At 59.8% G+C, this 21,556-nt stretch carries 22 protein-coding genes; 11 read left to right on the top strand and 11 right to left on the bottom strand.

What is annotated here, in order from left to right:
- Position 1: 1 nt before the first annotated feature.
- From nrdF to BJP06_RS06315, 8 genes are all read left to right on the top strand, one after another.
- A complete protein-coding gene (gene nrdF / locus BJP06_RS06345; RefSeq protein ID WP_255365807.1) occupies positions 2 to 943 on the top strand; it encodes a class 1b ribonucleoside-diphosphate reductase subunit beta in 942 nt (313 codons plus the stop codon).
- Entirely contained in the window at positions 937 to 1,083 is a 147-nt protein-coding gene (locus tag BJP06_RS12090; RefSeq protein WP_177224275.1) for a hypothetical protein, read from the top strand. The genes nrdF and BJP06_RS12090 overlap by 7 nt, the downstream gene beginning before the upstream one ends.
- Positions 1,070 to 1,327 (top strand): hypothetical protein, encoded by a 258-nt coding sequence (locus BJP06_RS06340; protein ID WP_071573236.1) that lies wholly within the window; start codon positions 1,070 to 1,072, stop codon positions 1,325 to 1,327. The genes BJP06_RS12090 and BJP06_RS06340 overlap by 14 nt, the downstream gene beginning before the upstream one ends.
- Complete coding sequence (locus BJP06_RS06335) at positions 1,308 to 1,661, top strand: hypothetical protein (protein ID WP_071573235.1); 354 nt, start codon at positions 1,308 to 1,310, stop codon at positions 1,659 to 1,661. The genes BJP06_RS06340 and BJP06_RS06335 overlap by 20 nt, the downstream gene beginning before the upstream one ends.
- Positions 1,658 to 2,407 carry an FAD-dependent thymidylate synthase gene (gene thyX, locus BJP06_RS06330; protein ID WP_071573234.1) on the top strand — a complete coding sequence of 250 codons (750 nt, stop codon included), beginning with the start codon at positions 1,658 to 1,660 and terminating at the stop codon, positions 2,405 to 2,407. The genes BJP06_RS06335 and thyX overlap by 4 nt, the downstream gene beginning before the upstream one ends.
- A complete protein-coding gene (locus BJP06_RS06325; protein ID WP_071573233.1) occupies positions 2,407 to 2,793 on the top strand; it encodes a class Ib ribonucleoside-diphosphate reductase assembly flavoprotein NrdI in 387 nt (128 codons plus the stop codon). Before thyX ends, BJP06_RS06325 begins: the two co-directional genes overlap by 1 nt.
- Complete coding sequence (nrdE, locus tag BJP06_RS06320) at positions 2,771 to 4,879, top strand: class 1b ribonucleoside-diphosphate reductase subunit alpha (protein ID WP_071573232.1); 2,109 nt, start codon at positions 2,771 to 2,773, stop codon at positions 4,877 to 4,879. The genes BJP06_RS06325 and nrdE overlap by 23 nt, the downstream gene beginning before the upstream one ends.
- A gap of 62 nt (positions 4,880 to 4,941) precedes the next feature.
- On the top strand, positions 4,942 to 6,783 hold the full coding sequence (locus tag BJP06_RS06315; RefSeq protein WP_071573231.1) for a DNA polymerase: 1,842 nt from the start codon (positions 4,942 to 4,944) through the stop codon (positions 6,781 to 6,783).
- A 100-nt stretch (positions 6,784 to 6,883) separates the two neighbouring features.
- Here the strand turns inward: BJP06_RS06315 and BJP06_RS06310 are convergent, their stop codons facing one another.
- From BJP06_RS06310 to BJP06_RS06295, 4 genes are all read right to left on the bottom strand, one after another.
- Positions 6,884 to 7,876, bottom strand: coding sequence for a 4-(cytidine 5'-diphospho)-2-C-methyl-D-erythritol kinase (locus tag BJP06_RS06310; RefSeq protein WP_071573230.1), 993 nt, complete (start codon positions 7,874 to 7,876; stop codon positions 6,884 to 6,886).
- Positions 7,873 to 8,718 carry a 16S rRNA (adenine(1518)-N(6)/adenine(1519)-N(6))-dimethyltransferase RsmA gene (gene rsmA, locus BJP06_RS06305; protein ID WP_071573229.1) on the bottom strand — a complete coding sequence of 282 codons (846 nt, stop codon included), beginning with the start codon at positions 8,716 to 8,718 and terminating at the stop codon, positions 7,873 to 7,875. Before rsmA ends, BJP06_RS06310 begins: the two co-directional genes overlap by 4 nt.
- Before the next feature lie 11 nt (positions 8,719 to 8,729).
- A complete protein-coding gene (locus BJP06_RS06300) occupies positions 8,730 to 9,848 on the bottom strand; it encodes a resuscitation-promoting factor (RefSeq protein WP_071573228.1) in 1,119 nt (372 codons plus the stop codon).
- A 188-nt stretch (positions 9,849 to 10,036) separates the two neighbouring features.
- Complete coding sequence (locus tag BJP06_RS06295) at positions 10,037 to 10,876, bottom strand: TatD family hydrolase (protein WP_071573227.1); 840 nt, start codon at positions 10,874 to 10,876, stop codon at positions 10,037 to 10,039.
- 12 nt (positions 10,877 to 10,888) lie between these two features.
- Here BJP06_RS06295 and BJP06_RS06290 point away from each other — a divergent pair, with 12 nt between their 5' ends.
- A complete protein-coding gene (locus BJP06_RS06290) occupies positions 10,889 to 11,299 on the top strand; it encodes a DUF3806 domain-containing protein (RefSeq protein WP_071573226.1) in 411 nt (136 codons plus the stop codon).
- Here the strand turns inward: BJP06_RS06290 and BJP06_RS06285 are convergent.
- The 4 genes from BJP06_RS06285 to rsmI all read right to left on the bottom strand — a co-directional run bounded on the left by BJP06_RS06285 (position 11,280) and on the right by rsmI (position 17,245).
- Positions 11,280 to 12,473, bottom strand: a complete 1,194-nt coding sequence (locus BJP06_RS06285) for an MFS transporter (protein ID WP_143110571.1) — start codon at positions 12,471 to 12,473, stop codon at positions 11,280 to 11,282. The genes BJP06_RS06290 and BJP06_RS06285 overlap by 20 nt on opposite strands.
- Before the next feature lie 27 nt (positions 12,474 to 12,500).
- Complete coding sequence (metG, locus tag BJP06_RS06280; RefSeq protein WP_071573421.1) at positions 12,501 to 14,345, bottom strand: methionine--tRNA ligase; 1,845 nt, start codon at positions 14,343 to 14,345, stop codon at positions 12,501 to 12,503.
- Between the two features lie 89 nt (positions 14,346 to 14,434).
- Positions 14,435 to 16,252, bottom strand: a complete 1,818-nt coding sequence (locus BJP06_RS06275; RefSeq protein WP_083433219.1) for a BCCT family transporter — start codon at positions 16,250 to 16,252, stop codon at positions 14,435 to 14,437.
- 117 nt (positions 16,253 to 16,369) lie between these two features.
- Complete coding sequence (gene rsmI / locus BJP06_RS06270) at positions 16,370 to 17,245, bottom strand: 16S rRNA (cytidine(1402)-2'-O)-methyltransferase (RefSeq protein ID WP_071573224.1); 876 nt, start codon at positions 17,243 to 17,245, stop codon at positions 16,370 to 16,372.
- 118 nt (positions 17,246 to 17,363) lie between these two features.
- Here rsmI and BJP06_RS06265 point away from each other — a divergent pair, with 118 nt between their 5' ends.
- A complete protein-coding gene (locus BJP06_RS06265; protein ID WP_071573418.1) occupies positions 17,364 to 18,920 on the top strand; it encodes a dolichyl-phosphate-mannose--protein mannosyltransferase in 1,557 nt (518 codons plus the stop codon).
- Between the two features lie 4 nt (positions 18,921 to 18,924).
- Here the strand turns inward: BJP06_RS06265 and BJP06_RS06260 are convergent, their stop codons facing one another.
- A complete protein-coding gene (locus BJP06_RS06260; RefSeq protein ID WP_070362813.1) occupies positions 18,925 to 19,593 on the bottom strand; it encodes a zf-HC2 domain-containing protein in 669 nt (222 codons plus the stop codon).
- A complete protein-coding gene (locus tag BJP06_RS06255) occupies positions 19,586 to 19,993 on the bottom strand; it encodes a DoxX family protein (protein WP_070976133.1) in 408 nt (135 codons plus the stop codon). Before BJP06_RS06255 ends, BJP06_RS06260 begins: the two co-directional genes overlap by 8 nt.
- A 53-nt stretch (positions 19,994 to 20,046) precedes the next feature.
- On the opposite strand from BJP06_RS06255, the gene BJP06_RS06250 reads away from it, so the two are divergent.
- Entirely contained in the window at positions 20,047 to 20,652 is a 606-nt protein-coding gene (locus tag BJP06_RS06250) for a DNA-3-methyladenine glycosylase I (RefSeq protein WP_071573223.1), read from the top strand.
- On the opposite strand, the gene BJP06_RS06245 is transcribed toward BJP06_RS06250, so the two are convergent.
- Entirely contained in the window at positions 20,649 to 21,257 is a 609-nt protein-coding gene (locus tag BJP06_RS06245) for a cation transporter (protein WP_070362816.1), read from the bottom strand. The two genes, BJP06_RS06250 and BJP06_RS06245, sit on opposite strands and share 4 nt — an antisense overlap.
- Between the last annotated feature and the right edge of the window lie 299 nt (positions 21,258 to 21,556).

The raw sequence follows: 21,556 nt of genomic DNA, 5'->3' as shown, positions 1-21,556 counted from the left end.
CTTGGCTATCGAAGCAATCAACTGGAACAGGATTGAAGACCCTATCGACCTGCAAGTCTGGGACCGCTTGACGACGAACTTCTGGTTGGACACGAAGATTCCCGTCTCGAACGACCTGCCTAGCTGGAAGAAGATGACGGCAGAAGAGCAGCGGATGGTGAAGCACGTGTTTGCCACCCTCACACTGCTCGATACCCTCCAGTCAGAGGTAGGAGCGCCAGTCCTTGGTCGCCTGGCTTCCACTCCCCACGAGGAGGCTGTCTTCAACAACATCTCGTTCATGGAGTCTGTGCACGCGAAGTCGTACTCGACTATCTTCTCGACGCTGTGTTCCACGACCGAGATTAATGAGCTGTTCCGCTGGGTGAAGGAGGACGACCTCACCCAAACCCAGGCACAGACAATCAAGGACTTCTACGACGGCAAGGACGACCTTATGAAGCACGCAGCCTCGGTCATGCTGGAGTCCTTCCTGTTCTACTCGGGGTTCTATGCTCCGCTGCGTCTGGCGTCGGAGGGACGCCTCACGAACACCGCAGACATTATCCGACTCATCATGCGGGACGAGGGCGTTCACGGTATGTACATCGGCTGGAAGTTCCAGCGCCTCCGGGAGCAGAATCCTGGGTTGGTGACGGACGAAGAGGTTTACAATCTCATGGAGCGCTTGTACGCGGTTGAACTTCTTCGTACGCAGGACCTGTACGACTCGCTCGGGTGGACCGAGGACGTGAAGATGTACCTGCGGTACAACGCAAACAAGGCGTTGATGAACCTGGGGCTGGAACCCCGATTTGACGCGGAGCACGTCAAGATCCCTGCCTACATCCTTAGCGCGTTGGACATCTCGGGGAGCGAGACTCACGACTTCTTCTCTGGTTCAGGAGCCTCGTACGTGGTTGCAAAGGTCGAGAAGGCAGAAGACGAGGACTGGGAATGGTGATAGACACAAACAAACTCCGGGACTGGCTGGAGGCAATCCGGCCAGAGGACCCCGAAACAGAAGAAGGATACATCGCGAACTCGCTTATCGACGCGACGCTGGATTACGTGAGGGAGGTTGAGGCCGGTGGCTGTGATTAGCCCCAACCAAAGCAACCAGGAGCCAGAGTATGTCTACCGCTCCGACAAGGAGGCTATCGACCAGGCGTTGGTGAAGTTCGAGGAGTGGTGGCTTACTGGCTCTCCGGTCTTCAACCTGGACGATTACGCGATCCTGTTCCAGGCGGGAGTGTTTGAGTTCGGCAAACGAACCGAGCAGCTGTGCGAGGCTATCTACTTGCACGGACCAATCAAAGGAGGGCGAGATGAAGAACGGGAAGGTTAGTGCGCCTCTACGCAAGGAAGCACGCAGGCTTACAGCAGTCATGGTGCTCCTGGTCACACCAATACTAGCACCCTGCTTGCTTGCCCTGGTTTCACTGCTTGTAGGGAACACAGACCTTGCTATGTGCTTCTTTCTCTCCGCACTGCCTATCGCTGTCCCTGTGTGCATAGCGTTTTCCGAGATCTGGGAAGACTGGACTATAGCCTGCTACAGAGCCGATGAGCAGGAGTGGAAGCTCTACAAGGAACAGCTAGAGAAAGAACGACTGGAGCGGGAGGAACTCCTCCGCTGGGTCGAGAAGAATTACCAAACAACCAAGGAGAATGAACAGTGACCAGTATTGTAAAGCCGGAGGTTAAGACCCTGGCGTACACCAAGCTCGCGGACCCGAGGGAGTTCGACGGCATGATGGAGCGCGACATGGAGGCCACGGACGCGGAGTCCCTGCTCGAGTTTGCAGGGCGCTCGTGCTACCAATCGTTCCACAAGCCGAACCCTGCTACCCGCAGCTGCAAAGACTACCTGGCGAACATCATTAAGCAGGCGCACGGATCAGTGCTCGAGCACGCGACGGCTTCGTTCTACATCACCGGAGTCTCGCGCTCGTTCACACACGAGCTGGTCCGGCACCGTCACCTGAGCTTCAGCCAGCTTTCCCAGCGATTCGTGGATGAGAGTGACACTGGCTTCGTCGTTCCTCCAGCGCTGCGAGAACTAGATGCAGTATTCTCACCCATTCGGTTCTATGAGACAATGACGACAAAAGAGACGTTGCAGTGGCTCGCCGAGGGTTGCACTCTCAACTACTCCTGGTTTGTTGAAGCTCTGGAGGACGAGGGACTGACTCGCAAGCAGGCACGAGAAGCTGCTCGTGCTGTGCTGCCCAACATGGTGGAGACCCGGATTGTCGTCTCTGGCAATCTTCGAGCCTGGAGGGAGTATCTGCTCCGGCGACTCGATCCTTCTGCGGACGCTGAGATTCGTGAGGTGTCGGTGCTCATCCTCGAAGAGCTGATGAAAGTTGCTCCCGCAGTTTTCCAGGACGTGGAAGACTGGTACAACTCTCTCGGAGGTAAGTGATGCTGCTCTACTGGTCCGGGACGGGCCTTACTCGAAGGGCTGTCGAGAAGTACGGGGCGGTTCACATTCACGATTATGTGCCTGGAACACCGTACACGCTGGTTATCCCCTCGTACGCTTCCCCACGGACCGGGGGGTTCATCCCTCCGGCTGTAGAGGGGTTCCTGAACGCTTACGGAGAGTGGATGGAGGGCGTGGTAGGCCTCGGCAACACCACGTTCGGTCCAGACTTCTGCCGGGGCGCTAGGGAGGCAGCTGCCCGGTTCGGGGTCCCCGTGATTACCGAGATTGACCTCACGCCCACCCTAGAGCAGGACCTCGTAATGAAGGGCCTGCAAGCCAAGTACGAAAAGGAGAATGTAGATGAAGAAGTATCTGGAGCTTAATGCCTACCTCAACCTGCTGGACGAGAACGGCGAAATCCAGGTAGGCAAGGACAAGGAAGCCGTCCGCGAGTTCTTCGTAGGGCCGGACGGGGTGAACGAGAACACCCGGTTCTTCCACACGCTGGAGGAGAAACTGGACTTCCTCTTCGACGAGGGATACTACGACCCTGTTCCGTTCTCGGTGTTCGAGAAGGAAGAAATTACCGCGCTGTACAAGCAGGCGTACGACCACAAGTTCCGGTTCCCCACCTTCGTGGGTGCATACAAGTTCTACACCCAGTACGCCCTCAAGACCCGAGACGGATCGTGCTACCTAGAGCGTTTCGAGGATCGTGTCGTTGCTACGGCTATCAAACTATCCCTGGGCCTCTACGAACTAGCTTCCCTGCTGGTGGACGAGATTATCACTGGCCGGTTCCAGCCCGCGACTCCCACGTTCCTGAACGCTGGCAGGCGAGATGCTGGGGATATGGTTTCCTGCTTCCTGCTGCGTATCGAGGACAGCATGGAGTCCATCGGTAGGGCTATCAACTCCTCGCTCCAGCTCTCGAAGCGTGGTGGCGGAGTAGCCCTGCTGCTCTCCAATATTCGTGAAGAGGGTGCTCCTATCAAGGGCATCGAAGGTCGGTCGTCGGGGATTATCCCCATTATGAAGCTGCTGGAGGACTCCTTCTCCTACGCGAACCAGCTCGGTATGCGACAAGGGGCCGGAGCCGTGTACCTCAACGCTCACCACCCGGACATTATGAAGTTCCTGGACACCAAGCGAGAGAACGCGGACGAGAAGATTCGTATTAAGACGCTCTCGCTGGGCGTTGTCATCCCAGACATCACCTTCGAGCTTGCCCGGAAGAACGAGCCGATGTATTTGTTCTCCCCGTACGATGTAGAACGTGTCTACGGGGTTCCGTTCGGAGACATTCCGGTGACCGAGAAGTACTACGAGATGGTTGAGGACTCCAGAATCCGAAAGACGAAGATGGATGCACGCCAGTTCTTCCAGACCATCGCGGAGATCCAAACCGAGTCTGGTTATCCGTACCTTCTGTTTGAAGATACGGCGAACAGCGCGAACCCGTTCCCTCGACGGGTCAACATGTCCAACCTGTGCTCCGAAATCCTTCAACCGAACACACCGAGCGTGATGGCTCGCGACGGCTCGTACGAGAAGGTAGGCAAGGACATCTCGTGCAACCTCGGCTCAATGAATATCGAGAGGGTTATGCACTCGGAGCATCCGCTGGAGCACACGGTGCGTGCTGCTGTAGCTGCCTTGACAGGGGTTGTCCTGGCGACAGACATTCTGGAGGTCCCTCCGGTAGCAGAAGCGAACCGGACCATGCGCTCCATCGGTCTTGGTCAGATGAATCTCCACGGTTTCTTAGCGCAGGAGCACATCCACTACGGCTCTGAGGAAGCTCTCGAGTTTGTAGACGTGTACTTCGCAGCGGTTCGCTACTACGCGCTATCCCAGTCTGCGGATTTTGCAGAGGCGTTCACCAAGTTCGAAGGGTGTAGCGGGGCTGACTTCTCTCGCTACGGAGTCCTCGGCAAGTACACGGAAGAGGACCACCTCCCTACGTCACCGAAGATTAAGAAGCTGTTCAAAGAGCACAATCTGCCAACCCGAGAGGACTGGAAGGAACTCATCGGCAGGATTGAGCGGGTAGGCCTCTTCCACTCGCACCTGCTGGCTGTGCCACCCACAGGCTCTATCAGCTACGTGAACGGGGCAACCCCCTCCATCCACCCGGTTACCTCTCCGGTGGAAGTGCGCAAGGAGGGGAAGATGGGGCGTGTTTACTATCCTGCTCCGGGTCTGTCTTCGGAGACGCTTCCCTACTACGAGGACGCTTTCAAAATCGGGTACGAGAAGCTGATTGACACCTACGCAGTGGCATCCCAGCACACCGACCAGGGCCTATCATGCACGCTGTTCATGCCGGGGGATTGCACAACCCGCGACCTGAACCGCGCTTACATCTACGCCTGGCGCAAGGGACTGAAGACCCTGTACTACACGAGGGTCCGCCAGGAAGCTCTGGAGGGAACAGGCATCGACGGGTGCGTTTCCTGCGCACTCTAGGGAGGTAACCGCCCCGGCACCTAGCCGGGGCTTCTAATCACACAAGCAAACAAGGAGAGACAATGATTGAGATTACCCAGGCTATCGCAGGCCGTACAGCAGTTATCCAGGTGCTAGAGAAGCCGGAGGAGCTGGAATCACTAAAAGAATGGCTGTCTAGCAAGCGGGGTGTTCCACTCGCCGTGGATACCGAAACGACAGGGCTGGACATCTTCTCGGAAGACTTCCGGGTGCGAACAGTCCAGATAGGTGCGGGCCTGGAGGCCTGGGTGATTCCGACAGAGGTTGTTCCTGCGGACGCGGACCTTCTGGAATCCCTCCTGGGCGGTCGAAAGCTCATTTTCCACAACGCGAGCTTCGACATTCTCGCAATCAAGCAGGCGTTCGACTACGACATCGACTGGAATAACGTCACTGACACAAAAATCCTGGCATCCCTGCATGACCCGAGATCCTCTCGAGAGGGTGGTACAGGCCAGAGTTTGATCGACCTTACTCGGGCGTTCATCAGCGACGAAATAGCCACGGACGTCAAGGGGAGCATGTCCCTCATGTCGAAGGAGACCGGCCTGAAGAAGACTGAGCTGTTTAGCACCATCCCGTGGGATAACGAGACGTACCTCCGGTACGCCGGTATGGACGTGGTGCTCACCTACGGTCTCCACAACATCCTCCTGAACGAGCTGGAGAAGATGAACCAGGCAATCCCAGAGTTCAACCTCGGACTTATCGAGTACGAGCACCGTGTAGCAGCAGCGTGCAACCAGATGGAGCAGTCTGGCTTCCTGGTTGATACCGACTACTGCCAGCGTCTTGCTTCCAGCCTCCAGGAAGAGCAGGACGTGTGGGAGTGGTTCGCCCTCGACCAGTTCGGCGTTGACTCTGTGAACAGCACTGCGCAGGTGGCAGACGCTATCTTCGAGAACGGATACCGGCTCACGGAACTCACCCCCTCCGGCAACTGGAAGGTTGACAAGTCGATCCTGGACGAGCTGAGTGAGAAGGGCTTCCTGCTTGCCGACTATGTGATTGCTGCGAAAGCAGCAAAGAAGAAGCGGGCGTCGTGGGTTGAGAAGTTCCTGGAGGGCCAGGACCCGCAGGGTAGAATCCACGCGAACATCAACACGCTGGCTGCAAGAACCGCTCGCATGTCGGTGACTGGAATCCCCGCGCAGACCCTCCCCTCCTCCGGGTGGGAGATTCGCCGGTGCTTCATTGCCTCCGAGGGCAACAGTATCGTTGCCTGCGACTACCAAGCACAGGAATTGCGAGTGCTCGCTGCTTTGTCTGGCGATAAGAACATGCGAGAGGCGTTCGCTAACGACGCGGACCTTCACCAGATGACTGCCGACGCCTCCGGCGTCGAACGGTCGGTCGGTAAAACCGTGAACTTCGCGTACGTCTACGGCTCCGGCGCAGGCAATATCGCCTCTACGTGCGGAATCTCCGTAAAGAAGGCGAAGGAGGTAATCACCGGGTTCGAGAAGACCTACCCTGGAGTCCACAAACTCTCTGTGCGGTTGCAAGAAGAGGCGAAGGCGAAGGGCTACATCGTCACCCCGGTAGGCAGGTACCTTCCGGTGGACCCGGACCGCCCGTACGCAGCGCTGAACTACATGATTCAGTCAACGAGCCGGGATATTACCGCCTCCGCAATCCTTCGTCTCGTAGACGAGGGGTTCGGCCCCTACCTCCGACTCCCTGTGCACGACGAAATCATCGCAGAAGTCCCCGAGGAGAAGGCGGGCTGGGCAGCTCAGACAATCTCCGAGATTATGGCCTGCGACTTCCGAGGAGTCCATATCGGCTCCGACCACGAGGTTTACGGACGCTCGTGGGGAGGCGGGTACGTGGACCAGGACAATCCAGAAGACACTGAGCGCTACAACGCCTCGTTCAACTAAACAAACCCCCTACTGGCCTAGTGCCGGTAGGGGGATATTTTTATGCCTGTTTACTATCGTTGACCTTATCGTTTGTTCGCCATAGCAAACCCATCGTAGCCTACGCCTCGAGTTGCGCCCCCGCAGACGGGCCGGAAGTACAGAACACCTCGACGCCCTCGACGTTGTCACGAAGCACCGTTTCAAGCGCCCGCGCGGCTTCTTCGTCGAAGCACAGTGCGGCGATCGTCGGCCCGGACCCAGAAACAATCGCGCGGGCTACAAGTTCAGTTTCGGATTCGATGCGTGTGATCAGGGCTGCGATGCGTGGGCGCATCGCCACCGCTGCAGCTTCCAAATCGTTGTGCAGGTGCTTCGCTAGCTCGCGCGGGTCGCCCGTCACGAGTGCCTGCGACAGCGCGGCCGTGTCCAAATGCGGTACGAGTGCCGGGTTGTCGTGACGCAGGTCATCGAGTGTTTCGAAGGCCTTGCCCGTCGAAATCCCAATCTTCGGATTGCAAAACACCCACCAGTACGTGCCGCGCCCGAGGACCTCAACGAGGGCGTCGCCACGCCCGGTGCCAAGCGCTGTGTGTCCGTGGAGTGCAAACGGCACGTCCGCTCCCAGCCCGACTGCAAGGTCGTAGAGATCTTCTTCGCTGAGCCGCTCACCGCAGTACCGCTCCACGTAGGCGTTCGCCGCGACGAGCCCAGCCGCGGCATCTGCGGAACCGCCCGCCATCCCGCCTGCCACAAACACATGCTTGTCGACGACCAGCTTCGCCTTCGGCAACGACAATCCTTGCACGCCACTGCGGGCCCGGACGGCGTCGACGACGGCATCAACCGCACGCCACGTCAGGTTTCGAGGCGTATCGATATCCTCGTCTGGTACGTCCACGTGGAAGTGCGTCTGCATCCCAACGACCACGGAGCCAGATTCGACGCATGCCGACTCATCCTCGACGACGATGCGAACTCGCTCGCGGCGCTCGACGGCCTGGAAAACCGTTACCAACTCGTGGTAGCCGTCGGCACGCGCGTTGCCGACGCCGAGGTGTAGGTTCACTTTGCCGGGCGCTGATGCAACAAACTCCCGCGTGTTGCCGCTCATCGGGCCTCCCCTAGCCTGACAAAGTCCTCCACTCCAAGCTTCTCGCCACGCAGTCCAGGATCGATGCCGACCTCACGCAGGGCTGCCTCGGCCTCCACGGGGGAACCGTACACCGATGCGAGCGTTGAGCGCAGCGTCTTGCGGCGTTGGGCGAAGGCGGCGTCGATAAGTGGGAAAACCTTGTCGCGCACGCTGCGGTCGCGCCCCGGATCGACGTCGATGCGAACAAGCCCTGACTCGATATTCGGAGCCGGCCAGAAGACGTGCTTGCCGATGGTCCCTGCCTGCGACACCTCGCCATAAAACGCCGCTTTTACGCTAGGCACGCCGTAAATCTTCGTGCCTGGCTTCGCGGCAAGGCGGTCAGCGACCTCTTTCTGCACCATCACGAGCACGCGGCGAATGGAAGGGAACTCCGCAAGCAGGTGTAACAACACCGGCACCGAAACGTTGTACGGCAGGTTCGCAACGAGAGCCGTTGGCTCCCCGGGAACATCACGCTGCGTAGTCTTCAGCGCGTCCATGTGCACGATATCCAGCTTGTGCGCGGCCGAAGGTGCTCGAAGCTCCACCGTTTTACCCAGCTGCTGTGCCAGCCTGTCATCGATCTCAAGCGCTGTCACGTGCGCTGCCTCATCGAGCAGGCCAAGCGTCAGTGACCCGAGACCAGGACCGACCTCGACCACGCGGTCGTCTGGGGAAAGCTCCGCTGCGGCAACGATACGCCGCACGGTATTCGGGTCGTGCACGAAGTTCTGCCCCAGCCGTTTCGTTGGGGTGACACCTAGTGCAGCCGCAAGCTCACGGATTTCTACCGGGCCAAGCAGTTGGGTTTCGCTCATACCTGACGAGGTTAGCGCAACCCCATCCGTGCGGTACATGCAGGCCACGCACCCCACCCCTGGGATGCCTGCGTTTTCTGGGCGATTGCGATCTGCTGCTCGCGGGTCGCCTGGTCAGCGGTCGGCGCGTACTGGGTGCCGCCGTACGCTGCCCACGTCGACGCAGAGAACTGCAAGCCGCCGTGGTAGCCATTACCCGTGTTGATGGACCAGTTGCCACCAGACTCACACTGCGCCAACGTGTCCCATACCGAACCAGCTGCTACTGCGGGAGCATTCGCTGACTCCTTGGTACCGCGTCGCACCTTCGCCGCCTTCGGCGCACGAACCTCGCGCTCACCTGCAATGCCCTCGGATTCAACCTTGCCATTGACCAGAACGGTCTCGTGGAGAATTTCCTTCTCTCCGTCCTTGCCTTCCTCCAGCACCTCTTCGTTGCCGGTTTCCAGCTCTTCATCATCGACGTACTCAACCGGTGCCTCGATTGGCAGGACCTCAGCACGCTTCACCACGTTGACGCGGTCGAGCACGATCTCCATGTTCGGGTACACCGCGGCATCAAGCGGGTGGTTCAAACGATCATCGGAGTCGAAGGTGATGCCACGGTCCGCGAGGAGCTCGCCTACGGTTTTCTTCGCAACCGACGCGTAGGTCACGTTCCCACCGTCATTGATCGCGATGATCTTCGGGGTGGTCACGTCGACATTGAGGCCGTCGACAAGCTTGGTGTCCTTGTTTAGGTCCGACGAGGAAGCCGGGGACACCCCGACCTCGTCCATGACTTCACCAACAGTCAGCGCTGTCGAGGTGATTTCCTTTGCCACCCCGTCGACGACGACGGCGACTGGCTTCGCAGTACGAACGGTCACGGTATCGCCGTTCGACAGCTTCTCAGCAGGCGCCGGGTACACAACGTCACTGTCCTTGATCTCAACGCCCGCAGCCTGCAACGCACCCGCGACGTCACCCGAGAAGGTCTTCAGCGAGGTCGCCTCACCGTTGACGTCCACTGTGACGTCCTTCTGCGCGGCGAGCGCCGTGGTGGTGCCGGCTGCAATGACAACACCTGCGAGTGCCCCGACGGCGATTCGCTTCGTTGCGGTGTTGTTGTGCTGGATACGCGAGCCCATAAAGCGTCATTCCCCTTCGTCACGAAATAATACTTCGATAACAATACGGTAACTTCTACCGTTTTACCAGCACATGTTTGCACACCATGGTGGACACGTTCACTCGCGCCACGCGATTCACACCACTCACAGCCGACCTGGGACAACGCTTACTTGCGCCCAGTGTGTTCCCGGACACGTGCACAGCATCATCCCAGACCATAGACGCGATCGAAGGTAGCGGATACCTCGCTCGCCAGCGTCTCGACGTCCACTCCCCGAGCTTGCGCAACCACGTGTGCCGTATGCCCAATCAGCGATGGCTCATTGCGCGAACCTCGAAACGGCTCCGGAGTCATATACGGCGCATCGGTTTCGATGAGCAGCTGGCCCACCGGCGCCAAAGCCGCCGCCTCCCGCAGCTCCTCATTGCGCTTAAACGTAACGTTGCCGGCAAAGGAGAGCACATAGCCACGCTCAATCGCCTCCCGCGCCACGTCAAGGGGTGAGGAGAAGCAGTGCAAAATCACATGCTCCGGTTTCGGCGCATCCGCGAGAATCCGCATCATGTCCGCATCCCCCTCACGGTTATGGATCATCAATGCCTTGCCGGAGTCCACGGCGAGCTGAATGTGCCAACGAAACGCCTCTTCTTGCGTGGCAAGGTCAGCAGTGTTCTCGGCGTCGTGGCGGATCCAATACGTATCGATGCCTGTCTCCCCCACCGCAACACACCGAGCGTCCGAGGCCATCTGCGTGAGCCGTTCCCGCGTCGCGTCGTCGAGCTCGGCGGCTCGCGTCGGATGGATCGCGCACGCTGCGAACACGCCCTCATGCATGTGCGCGGCAGCAAGCGCCTGCTCTGCTTCCGCGAGCCCATCGCCCACGGTGCATACCCGCTCCACACCGGCGCTCAACGCACGCTCCATAATCGCATCGATATCCGCCTGCGTGGTGGCTCCGATAGAGGCTAGGTGTGTGTGGGCGTCGATAAGCCCTGGTATAAGAGCCGCTGGTACTGGTGTCGGGCGAGGTTTCTTTTTGCTCATACGATAGAGCCTATGACATTCCACGCGATTGACGCACAGACCCAAACCAGCATCGACAACGCACTCGCCGAGGCAGCGGCGCAGAAGCTCAATGGCCCTGCACGAGTAATCATCGAGCGGTTCGAAGGGCTACTCGAGGATTTCCTCGCACTTCCCCGCGACGCACAACGCAGCTACCCGCGCGGCGACACAGCCCGTATCGTCGGCACCGCCCTCGGCGACGCATTCGTCCGCGACTACGGATTTACCTGGAAACTCCTGAAAGATGACTACGGCACGGACCTCGTCGTCGTCCGCGATGCCGACACCAACTCCCCCAAATACACCGCCCCCATCATGGTTGTCGACGCCCGCTTCGACGACGACGCAACCGGCAAACTCACCACGTTCCTGGAACAGTTCCTCAGCGGCTTGCAGCACTAAGCTCATCGTCAATAACGACGTGACGCGCCGCCACGATGCCAACAACCCCCATGACCAACGCCATGATGACCAGCGCGATCAGGATCGGCTGGAACTCCCCGATCCGCCCATAGGCCACGCCAATGAGCAGCGGACCCGTTGCCGCGAGCACGTACCCGACCGGCTGCACAAAACCCGACAGCCGTGCAGTGACTAGCGGGTCGCGTGTGCGCGCCGGGATCAGTGCGATTGCTAGCGGGAAGCAGCACCCGCCGAAGCCCAGGAGGAGGCTCCAGCCCAGCGGTGATGCTGCCGGTGCGAAGTACAAGCCGAGATACCCAGTGGCCGTCGAGAGCGCAAACAGCACCACCAGCGGCGTCAGCGTCCGCGCGCGAGAGATGACCGTCGGCAGCACAAGCCCACCAACCATGCCTACCGCGCCAAGCAGCCCCAGTCCCGTGGCTGCGGTGGAAGGGGCAACCCCGGCGTCAATGAAAATGGCGGGCAACCACCCCATCTGGATATACGCGCTGGTTGACTGCAACCCGAAGAAGAGCATCAAGGCCACCGCAGTGAGCGACTTCCACACCGGTGCTTCTATCGTAGCAACCGCGCCGTCCTGCGGGGTCGAAGCCTTGCTCCCGGGGATGTCCCTCCCGAACTTGAAGAGCACAAATACCCAAACCGCCAGCTGCACGACAGCCGTCACCGCCCACAGGCCGAGTGCCGACTGCCACGAGGATGTCACCAACGCGCTGAGCGGGCCAGCCGCCGACGATAAACCCAGCGTTACGGAGTACACCGTGGTCAGGGCGACGATGTAGCGCCCGCCATGCTGCTTGATCCACGCAGGCAGCAACACGTTCATAAGTGCGATGGCGCCGGCCGCGCCCACCGTCGCGAGTAAGAACATCGCGATATCGGGTGCGAAGGGGCGCAACCCCAAGCCCGCGGTCAGCAACCCCGCAGCGCCCAGAATGACGGGGGTGAGGCCAAACCGCCGCGCAATCGGTACCGCACAGATACCGACCAGGAAGAAGAGCGTGCCGGGGATCGCCGTGATGACGCCACCGACCCATGCCGGGGCGTCATAGTATGCGCTGACCTGGTCAAGTACAGACCCGACGGAGGCAATGCCCGCACGCAAATTCAGTGAGGCACTAATGACAGCGACGAAAAGTACAAGAGCAAACACTCGAAGCACTCTAGCGCTGCCGCAGCGTTACTGCACAGGCGCCCACTCCGGGCCGGTCTCCCCGAGCTCCGGATCGAGCTTCGCCACCAGTGGCTTCGGCTTCGACAGTGCCACGCCGGGCTCCATTGGCACGCGCTTCCATGTCGCCTGCTGCTCGGAGTAGTCGCCGGTGATGGTGAGGTAGGTCTGGCCGCGCTCCGGCAGGCCGACGCCGACGAGATCGTAGTCAGCGTCATCGCGAACCTCAACGATGGACGGCTCTGCCGCCCACACACCAGTCCGGCCGAGGGTCTCGTGTGCCTTCTGCGCCGTGTGCGGAAGGAACGGGGTCAGCATCGCATTGCAGTCGCTGACCACCTGCAGTGCGGTCCACAGGACCGTCGCCAGACGAGTGCGCTGTTCCGGATCCTTCGCGAGCTTCCACGGCTCCTGGTCCGCGATGTACGCGTTGGTCTCCCCGACCACGTGCATGATCTTGGTGATCGCGCTCTTAAAGTGAGCCTCGGCCAAGTCCTTGCCTGCGGAAACAAACGTGGATTCCGCCAATTCAAGGATTTTCTCGTCCACTTCGGCGAGCTCTCCTGGTTCTGGAACCTCGCCGAAGTTCTTGTGCGCCATCGACACAGTGCGGTTGACCAGGTTGCCCCAGCCATTCGCCAGCTCGTTGTTCACGCGACGCACGAACTCGTCCCAGGTGAAGTCCGTGTCGTTGTTCTCCGGTCCGGCCACCGCAATGAAGTAGCGCAACGGGTCCGCACCGAACTCTTTCAGGAAGTCCTTGACATAGATGACTACGCCCTTCGAAGACGAGAACTTCGAACCGGACATGGTCAGGAACTCCGAGGACACAACCTCAGTCGGAAGATTCAGGGTGCCCAGCTCGTGTTCCTGTCCACCATGCGAGCCCTTGCCCGCGTAGCCGAGCAGCTCCGCTGGCCAGATCTGTGAGTGGAACGTGATGTTGTCCTTGCCCATGAAGTAGTAGCTCGCCGTTTCTGGGTCCTGCCAGAACGTCTTCCACGCATCCGGGTTACCGCTTCGCTCCGCCCACTCAATCGAGGCAGACAAGTAGCCGACCACCGCGTCAAACCATACATAGAGCTTCTTCGATGGGTTGTCCTGCCAGTCCTCGACCGGGATAGGGATGCCCCAGTCGATGTCACGCGTCATTGCGCGCGGACGCATGTCCTCCAAGAGGTTCAACGAGAACTTCAGCACGTTCGGGCGCCACTTCTCACGGGTGCTCAGCCACGTCTTCAACGCGTCGTGCAGCGCCGGGAGATCCAGCATGAAGTGCTCGGTCTCAACAAACTTCGGCGTCTCGCCGTTGATCTTGGAGACAGGGTTGATCAGATCTGCTGGGTCCAGCTGGTTACCGCAGGTATCGCACTGGTCACCACGAGCGTCAGTCGCGCCGCAGATTGGGCAGGTGCCCTCAATGTAGCGGTCCGGCAGCGTACGGCCATTCGAAGGAGAGATCGCGCCCTGCGTCGTCTCCTTGATCATGTAACCGTTGGCGTACAGTCCCTTAAACAGCTGCTGCACCACGGCATAGTGGTTACGAGTCGACGTGCGAGTAAACAGGTCGTAGGACAGACCCAAACCGGCCAAGTCGTGCACGATCTGTTCGTTGTAGCGGTCTGCGAGCTCCTTGACGCTCACGCCTTCCTTGTCCGCCTGCACCAACAGCGGGGTCCCGTGTTCGTCGGTGCCGGAGACCATCAGGACGTTGTTGCCAGCCATACGCTGATAGCGCGCAAACACGTCAGAAGGTACCCCGAAACCAGCTACGTGGCCGATGTGGCGGGGGCCGTTCGCATATGGCCACGCAACGCACACAAGGATATTTTTTTGAGTCTTCGCAGAAGTCATGCCCTTAAGCATAAGTTATGGCCCCGACACAACCCATGTTTCGGGTCATATCGGGGCCATGAGCGGTATTCACCGCAGGATGTCAGAGCTTAGTTACGCGGACGCAACATGCGCTTGACCTGCTCCTTCTTCCTATCAAGCTCGAGCTGGTCGCGGTGCATACGGCGTTCAATAGCCAACTGGCGGTTGAAGCGATCCTGTTCCTTCTTGTCCAGGTAAATAGTGTCGTTGGACACGTCCTTCACAATCGCGAACATCAGCAAGATCAGGATGAGCAAGAACGGCGTTGCTGCGACAATCGTCACCGACTGCAGCGCACCCAGCGCGTCAGAGCCGCCAGCGATCAGCAGCGTCAGGCCAACGAATGCGGTGCCAAGGCCCCAGACAGCTGCGATCCATGGGTTCGCATCCGACTTACCGTTCTGCGACATAGACGCCATCACGGTCGAAGCCGAGTCCGCCGAAGTAATAAAGAACGTACCCAGCAGGATCACCGCGAAAATACCAATGTAGAAGCCACCAGGCAGCTGGTGCAGCAGGTTAAACAGCTGCTCCTCAGAGGTACCTTCACCGTAGATGGAGCGGCCCTCCTGCTCGAACTTGATCGCAGTACCACCGAAGATTGCGAACCACACGGTGGACAGGCCTGCCGGGATCAGCATGACACCGAGGCAGAACTCGCGGATGGTGCGGCCACGGGAAATACGTGCCAGGAAGGTACCAACGAATGGTGACCAGGAAATCCACCATGCCCAGTAGAAGATGGTCCAACCGGACAGGAAGTCTCCTGCTTCACCGTTCTGATTCTCAGCGGTACGGCCAGCCATCTCAAAAAACTGGGACAGGTATGCGCCGACGCCCGTCGGCAAGAAGTTCAGGGTGCTGACGGTTGGGCCGAAGACGAACACGAAAATAGCCAGCAACGCAGCAATCGCCATATTGAAGTTCGACAGCCACTGGATCCCCTTGCCGACGCCCGACATCGCGGACAGCAGGAATGCAAGAGTCAGGACGGACACGATGCCGACCGTCAGCTTCGTCGACGGCGAATCCACAAAGCCGGAAGCGTTCAGGCCCGAGCTAATCTGCATCGCGCCCAAGCCCAGCGAACATGCGGTACCGAAAATCGTTGCAAAAATTGCAAAACCATCAATGAGCTTGCCCCAGAAACCGTTCACGCCCTTTTCACCAATCAGCGGGATGAAGGCGCTAGAGAGCAGTTGCTTGCGGCCGAGGCGGAACGTCGAGTACGCGATCGCAAGGCCCAAGATCGCGTAAATCGCCCATGGGTGCAGGCTCCAGTGGAACATTGTCTGCGCGAGCGCAGTGCCCACTTCGTGTGGCTGGTGGCCAGGGACACCATCGCGGTACATCGCCAGCGGCTCAGACGCACCGTAGAACATCAGACCAATGCCCATGCCTGCCGCGAACATCATCGCAATCCATGACGACGTTCTAAACTCCGGTTGTTCGTCCGACTTGCCCAGGCGGATCGTACCGAAGTTCGAAAACGCGATTACCAAGACAAAGAACACAAAAATCGTGCCGAAGAGCACGAACGCCCAGCCAAGGTTGTTAATCACCCAGCTGAAGGACGTATCAGCAAAGCTCGAGAAACTATCTGTTGCTAACAGGCCCCAAGCGACGACGGCCGCCACCACGACGAGAAGCGGAACAACGATGCTCCAGTCAATCTTCGCGTTCTCGTCCTCCGCAGCAAGCTCAACCTGCTCCTCTGCGTCGACCGATTCTTTACGCTCCCCGCGCCGCTCTGCAACGATGAGCTCGGCAAGCTCGCTCGTCGCAGACGGTGCGGCAATTTCGGTTTCATCGGAATTTATCTGTTCAGTACTCCGAGTTTCTGCATCAGGATCATGCGGATCCTGGGTCAGGTCTCCCTGAGACATGAAAAATTCTCCTCAATTCCATAGAAAATAAGAAAGCTTTAGCAGGTTAACTGAATTCGGCTGCTATATCTAATCCAATTCGTCCACGTAGTGCCCATTTTCGGCCGAAAAGTGCGATCATTCCGCGCTGCGCGCTGCCTGAGATAAGTCGTACAACTCGTTCGATTTCACCCCATATTGCTTCGCGATAGTCTTCACTGCATCCTTCATCCGCATACCCCCGCTTACCAGCTCTAAGACGAGTTCCACGAGGTCTTCCGGCTCCGCTGTTGCGGCATCACCGCCCTCGATGACAACGGTGACTTCTCCCCTCACTCCGTCCTTGGCCCACTCGGCGAGTTCACCAAGGGTTGCGCGCTTCACTTCTTCGTACGTTTTTGTCAGTTCGCGGCACACCGCTGCACGTCGATCGCGGCCGAGGACCGAAGCGGCGTCGGCAAGCGTCTGTGCCAGTCGGTGCGGTGATTCGAAGAAGCACACGGCGCGCGGTTGGTGTACAAGCTCCTTGAGCCAGGCTTCCCGCGCGCCTGCCTTGCGTGGAGCAAAGCCATCGAAGATGAAGTGGCCTACATGCAGGCCCGAGAGCGCAAGCGCCGTCGTGACAGCAGAGGGGCCAGGCAGGCAAGTCACGGGGACGCCGGCGTCGTGTGCCGCTGCAACGAGTGAAAGGCCAGGGTCGGACACAATCGGCATGCCGGCGTCCGTCACCACGAGCACAACGCCATTGCGAGCGGCCGCGAGCAACTCGTGCCGCCGCTGCTCTTCGTTGTGGTCAAAATTCGAGATGATCTTCCCACGCGGTTCCACTCCCAAGGCTGCCGCTAGCGCGCGGGTGCGCCGCGTATCCTCCGCCGCAATCACGTCTGCGTTCGCGAGTGCGTGCTGAAGCCGCTGCGAGGCGTCATCAATATTGCCGAGCGGCGTAGCGGCCAGCACTACCCCACGTGTTGGAAACTGGTGTTGCAACGTCGCTTGAGTGTCTGCACTATCCATGCAATAGATACTAGGTGCAGCTACAGATAATGCGGCGAACACAGTAGTATCCATTCACGTGAATACCAATGCGCCCATCGATACCGTCCAGAGTGAAGCGTCGCCAACGCCCGCGTTGATGAAGCCTGGCAGGCCCCAGCCGGGAGCACCAGTCAGTGTGCCATGGCATCGCAGGGACACCGTGACGCTGGCGGTACTGACGGTCCTCGCGCTGTTCACGCGCTTCCTCGGGCTGGTGCAGCCGACGTCTTCTGGCACCCCGGTCTTCGACGAGAAACACTACGTGCCGCAGGGCTGGGACATGGTGCGCAGCTCCTTTAACCCCGTGCTGGGCGGCATCGAGTCCAACCCCGGCTATGGGCTGGTGGTGCACCCGCCGCTGGGCAAACAGCTCCTCGCGCTTGGTGAAACCGTCTTCGGCTACACCCCGATGGGTTGGCGCATCATGACGGCGCTCTTTGGTACCGCAGTCATCGTGTTCACGTTCCTGCTCGCCCGACGCGTGAGCCAGTCGACGTCGATCGCAGCCATCGCAGGCGTCATCGCGCTTTTCGACGGCGTGCTGCTGGTCGCAGCCAAATTCGGCATGCTGGACATCTTCCAGGTGCTGTTCATCGTCGCCGCCGCGTGGACGCTCGCAGGTGACATGCGCCAGGTGTACCAGCGTTGGCACGACGCCTGGCTGTCAGGTGCTGTGCAGTCCTCGGGTCCGTACGGGCCGCGCCTCGGGTTCCGCTGGTGGCGTTTCGCAACCGGTGTGTTGCTCGGACTGGCACTCGGTGTGAAGTGGTCGGGGCTGTACTACATCGCGTTCTACGGCCTAATGTCTGCGTTTTGGGATCTGTGGCTGCGAAAGCGTTATGGCGTCGAGAAGCCACTGGCTGGCGCACTGGTGCGCGACGTGCCCTCTGCACTCGCCTCGATCGTGCTGTTGCCCGCGCTCCTCTACATCTGGTCGTGGCGCGCATGGTTCGCCTCCGAAACGTCCGTCTACCGCCACTCCCTGGCGGACGGTACTATCGCAGGCTCCGACTGGCCGTGGCTCGCCAACCTGCCAGACGCTGCTGCTGGATGGCTGTACTACCACTTCTCCGTGCTTGAATTCCACGGCTCCCTCACGAGCTCCAGCGGACACTCGCACCCGTGGGATTCTAAGCCGTGGGCGTGGCTCGTCGCGGCGCGTCCGATCCTCTACTACTCCTCCACTGACATCGAGTGCGGCGACGGCGACACCTGCCGCGAAATGATCTCCCTCTTCGGCACCCCTGCTATCTGGTGGCTCACCATCCCCGTGTTGCTGTGGGCGGCGTGGGTCTGGATCACTCGCCGCGATTTCCGCGTCATCGTGCCAGTCATCGGCTTTGCAGCCGGCTTCCTGCCCTGGCTCGCAGCGTTCGACCGCCAGATGTACTTCTTCTACGCCACTGCTCTGATCCCGTTTACCGCGGTGCTGTTAGCGCTGGCGCTCGGCAACATCGCGAAGAAAGGCACGCTACGGGAACCTAAGTGGCTGGTGAAGCTGACCGGCGCCCCGATTCGCACCGGCCAAATCATCGTGATTGTCTACCTCGCCGTTGTGGCGGCAAGCTTCGTCTACTGGGGTCCGATCCTGTACGGCCTTCGAGTCACCGACGGCTACTACGAGTCCCTCATGTGGTTCCCGAGCTGGAAATAGTTCGCTAGAGGCCGGTCGGGTCTGCGTTGAGCAAGTGCCACGCGCGGCGCATGGCCACGCCTTTGTCCGCGATCCACGTCCAGGCGAGCGCCAACAACGCGATTCCCGGAGCGATGACCGTCATCGGTGCCACTGCTCCGATACGCTGCACAGCATCAAGCACCGCAAACCCAAGGGTAAACGTGAACATCGTCCCCACGATCAACACGATGCCGGGGATCTGGGCCGGTTTCCAGGACGCGAGCCCCAACGACAAACCCACGCCGAAGCGGACCGCAACCCCCATCAGCGTGGCTGCGGCGACTTCGGGAGTCTGCGCCAACACCTCGCCCACACCGACGACCCCAACGATGGCCCACACAATCCAGCACACCGCGATCGCACACAGCGCGGCCCTGCCAATCATCACGTTGACTTGGCGGCGCTGCATCATCGCGTGCCACGGGTCGTTGACCCCAGCGAGGATCGCGTCAGCGAGGTCGCTCGGAGGAGCCACATTGCCGTCAACCTCTGCAAAGCGCACCGTCTGCGACAAGGAAAGCGCCTGCTCCCAAAACGCGGCGCACTCCTCGCACTGCGCCAGGTGGGCGTCCACGATGGCGTCGTCAAGCGATGGTTGCTCCCCGTCGAGCCGCGCGGACAGGCAGGCCTGAATCTCGTCATGGCTAATCACGTGTGAGCACCCCGTCCAAGCTTGCGCGCCCCGGCCCAAACACGATGACCACGAACAACGCCGCGGCGAGCACCATCGTGTACTCAATACCGCCATCGGCAATGAAGAAACCGTTGCTCAAATGCACGAAGTAGGTTGCCGCCACCGCCAATAATGCAAGTACCGACGCGACGATCGTAGTCAGCAGACCAATGACGAGGAACGCTCCCCCAACCAGCTCAACGAATCCCGCGAGGTACGCCGACAGCGTCGGCTGAGGCACCCCAATCGCCGCAAAGTCCTCCGCAGTGCGCCGCATGCCCAGCTCAAACCAGCGCTGGTACCCACGCGCAACAAACACGATCCCGAGCACCGCGCGGATGACTAAGAGCGCAAAATCTCGAACTGCTGGCCTGTTCATGCACACTAGAGTACTCAAGGAACCGAACCAGACAGAAAAACGTCAAACTACGTATGGATAAAGAAACGAAGCAACAATTCCCAATCACCGGCGACGACGGACTCAGCCGCCCGCCCTGGGCCGCACACGATCCGCTCCTACGCCACTACTACGACACCGAATGGGGCATGCCCATCCGCGACGAGGCCGGAATGTTCGAGCGCCTCTGCCTCGAGGGGTTCCAAGTCGGATTGTCGTGGAAGCTCATTCTGCAAAAGCGCGACGCCCTACGCGAAGCCTTCCACGGATTCGACCCCGACGCCCTCGCACGGATGGACTCAATCGAGCATCTTCTTGACGACGCCTCCCTGATCCGCAACCGGCGCAAACTCCAGGCGGTGCTCACCAACGCGTCCGCCACCCGCGAAATGCGGGAAACCGGCACGGATCTTGCAACCTTTATCTGGTCCTACCAGCCAGAAACCACACCTACACCCCGCACGATGGAGGAGGTTCCAACCCAGTCTGAGGAGTCACGCCGCCTCGCGCGCGACCTGAAGAAGCGTGGCTTCACCTTCGTCGGCCCCGTCACGATGTACGCGCTCATGGAATCTACTGGCATCATCGACACGAATCTGATCGGCACGCACCGGCGAGGAGCCTCCGGGGTGTGGAGCTAGTCGTCATCCATCTCTGCGAAGGCTTCCTCCACCGAGTCGTACTCCTCGCGGGACGCCTCCCAGACTTCCTTCGCAGCTGAGAAGTTCACCGCTGCGATGATGGCGCCAACGATGATGTCGAACCAGGCAGTGGACCACACGAACGTCAGCAACCCGGCCGCAATGATGAGCAGGTTCGCCAGTGCGTCGTTGCGCGCCGCCAGCCACGCCCCCGTCGCCAACGACGACCCCTGGTCCCGCAGCCTCAGCAGAATCACCGCGCACACGACATTCACCACGAGCGCACCAACCGCGACCCCCGTAAGGCCCTCCGGCGATGGCGGCTCCGGGTCCAGCACCTTCGCAACAACGGTCACCACCGCCGCGACCGCAGGAATCAGAATCAACGCCGCCAACACACTGCCCGCCGTACGACGCCGCGATGCCGGCCAAGCGACCGCGAAGAACACCAGGAAGTTAATCGCTGTATCCTCCAGGAAGTCCGCCGAGTCCGCAAACAACGACGCCGACCCAATCGAGACAGCCGCCACAAACTCAACGAAGAAGTACGCCAAGTTCAGCAGCGCAACCACCAGTACTGCTCGGCGGATCCGTTCTGTAGCCACGAGGTTCTCCTTTTCTTCGGCTGTCTTGCGTGTAGCACTCCTGTAGCACTCTAGCGACGTTGGTTGCTCTGTTCTAAACGTTCCTGAACGTTGGCTGGGCACCGCAATCCACTAGCCCAATCATGCGACCTGGGCTTTTGCCAGCCCGCTTGCCGAAAAACCCGGAATTTGGGGCTTAAGGGACATTTTGTGTGTGTAAATCTATCCGGTTTCCCGGGATGACCTCGGCCAGCAACCAGATATGGTTTTCAAAACAGTTCCATTCGCCCGTTTCGAGAAATCAACACCGAATACCACCA

The sequence above is a fragment of the Corynebacterium sp. NML120713 genome (genome assembly GCF_001875735.1).
GTDB lineage: Bacteria > Actinomycetota > Actinomycetes > Mycobacteriales > Mycobacteriaceae > Corynebacterium > Corynebacterium pseudogenitalium.
The sequence above is the reverse complement of the archived record's forward strand: the minus strand, read 5'-3'. Positions and strand labels throughout refer to the sequence as shown.

Excerpts from the sequence above, each read along its gene's own strand:
- metG (WP_071573421.1), bottom strand. The coding sequence starts at position 14,345 with ATGACTTCTGCGAAGACTCAAAAAAATATCCTTGTGTGCGTTGCGTGG.
- BJP06_RS06335 (WP_071573235.1), top strand. The coding sequence starts at position 1,308 with ATGAAGAACGGGAAGGTTAGTGCGCCTCTACGCAAGGAAGCACGCAGG.
- BJP06_RS06315 (WP_071573231.1), top strand. The coding sequence starts at position 4,942 with ATGATTGAGATTACCCAGGCTATCGCAGGCCGTACAGCAGTTATCCAG.
- BJP06_RS06290 (WP_071573226.1), top strand. The coding sequence starts at position 10,889 with ATGACATTCCACGCGATTGACGCACAGACCCAAACCAGCATCGACAAC.
- nrdE (WP_071573232.1), top strand. The coding sequence starts at position 2,771 with ATGAAGAAGTATCTGGAGCTTAATGCCTACCTCAACCTGCTGGACGAG.
- BJP06_RS06250 (WP_071573223.1), top strand. The coding sequence starts at position 20,047 with ATGGATAAAGAAACGAAGCAACAATTCCCAATCACCGGCGACGACGGA.
- BJP06_RS06295 (WP_071573227.1), bottom strand. The coding sequence starts at position 10,876 with ATGAGCAAAAAGAAACCTCGCCCGACACCAGTACCAGCGGCTCTTATA.
- rsmI (WP_071573224.1), bottom strand. The coding sequence starts at position 17,245 with ATGGATAGTGCAGACACTCAAGCGACGTTGCAACACCAGTTTCCAACA.
- BJP06_RS06265 (WP_071573418.1), top strand. The coding sequence starts at position 17,364 with ATGAAGCCTGGCAGGCCCCAGCCGGGAGCACCAGTCAGTGTGCCATGG.
- BJP06_RS12090 (WP_177224275.1), top strand. The coding sequence starts at position 937 with ATGGTGATAGACACAAACAAACTCCGGGACTGGCTGGAGGCAATCCGG.
- BJP06_RS06325 (WP_071573233.1), top strand. The coding sequence starts at position 2,407 with ATGCTGCTCTACTGGTCCGGGACGGGCCTTACTCGAAGGGCTGTCGAG.
- BJP06_RS06300 (WP_071573228.1), bottom strand. The coding sequence starts at position 9,848 with ATGGGCTCGCGTATCCAGCACAACAACACCGCAACGAAGCGAATCGCC.
- BJP06_RS06255 (WP_070976133.1), bottom strand. The coding sequence starts at position 19,993 with ATGAACAGGCCAGCAGTTCGAGATTTTGCGCTCTTAGTCATCCGCGCG.
- BJP06_RS06310 (WP_071573230.1), bottom strand. The coding sequence starts at position 7,876 with ATGAGCGGCAACACGCGGGAGTTTGTTGCATCAGCGCCCGGCAAAGTG.
- BJP06_RS06275 (WP_083433219.1), bottom strand. The coding sequence starts at position 16,252 with ATGTCTCAGGGAGACCTGACCCAGGATCCGCATGATCCTGATGCAGAA.
- rsmA (WP_071573229.1), bottom strand. The coding sequence starts at position 8,718 with ATGAGCGAAACCCAACTGCTTGGCCCGGTAGAAATCCGTGAGCTTGCG.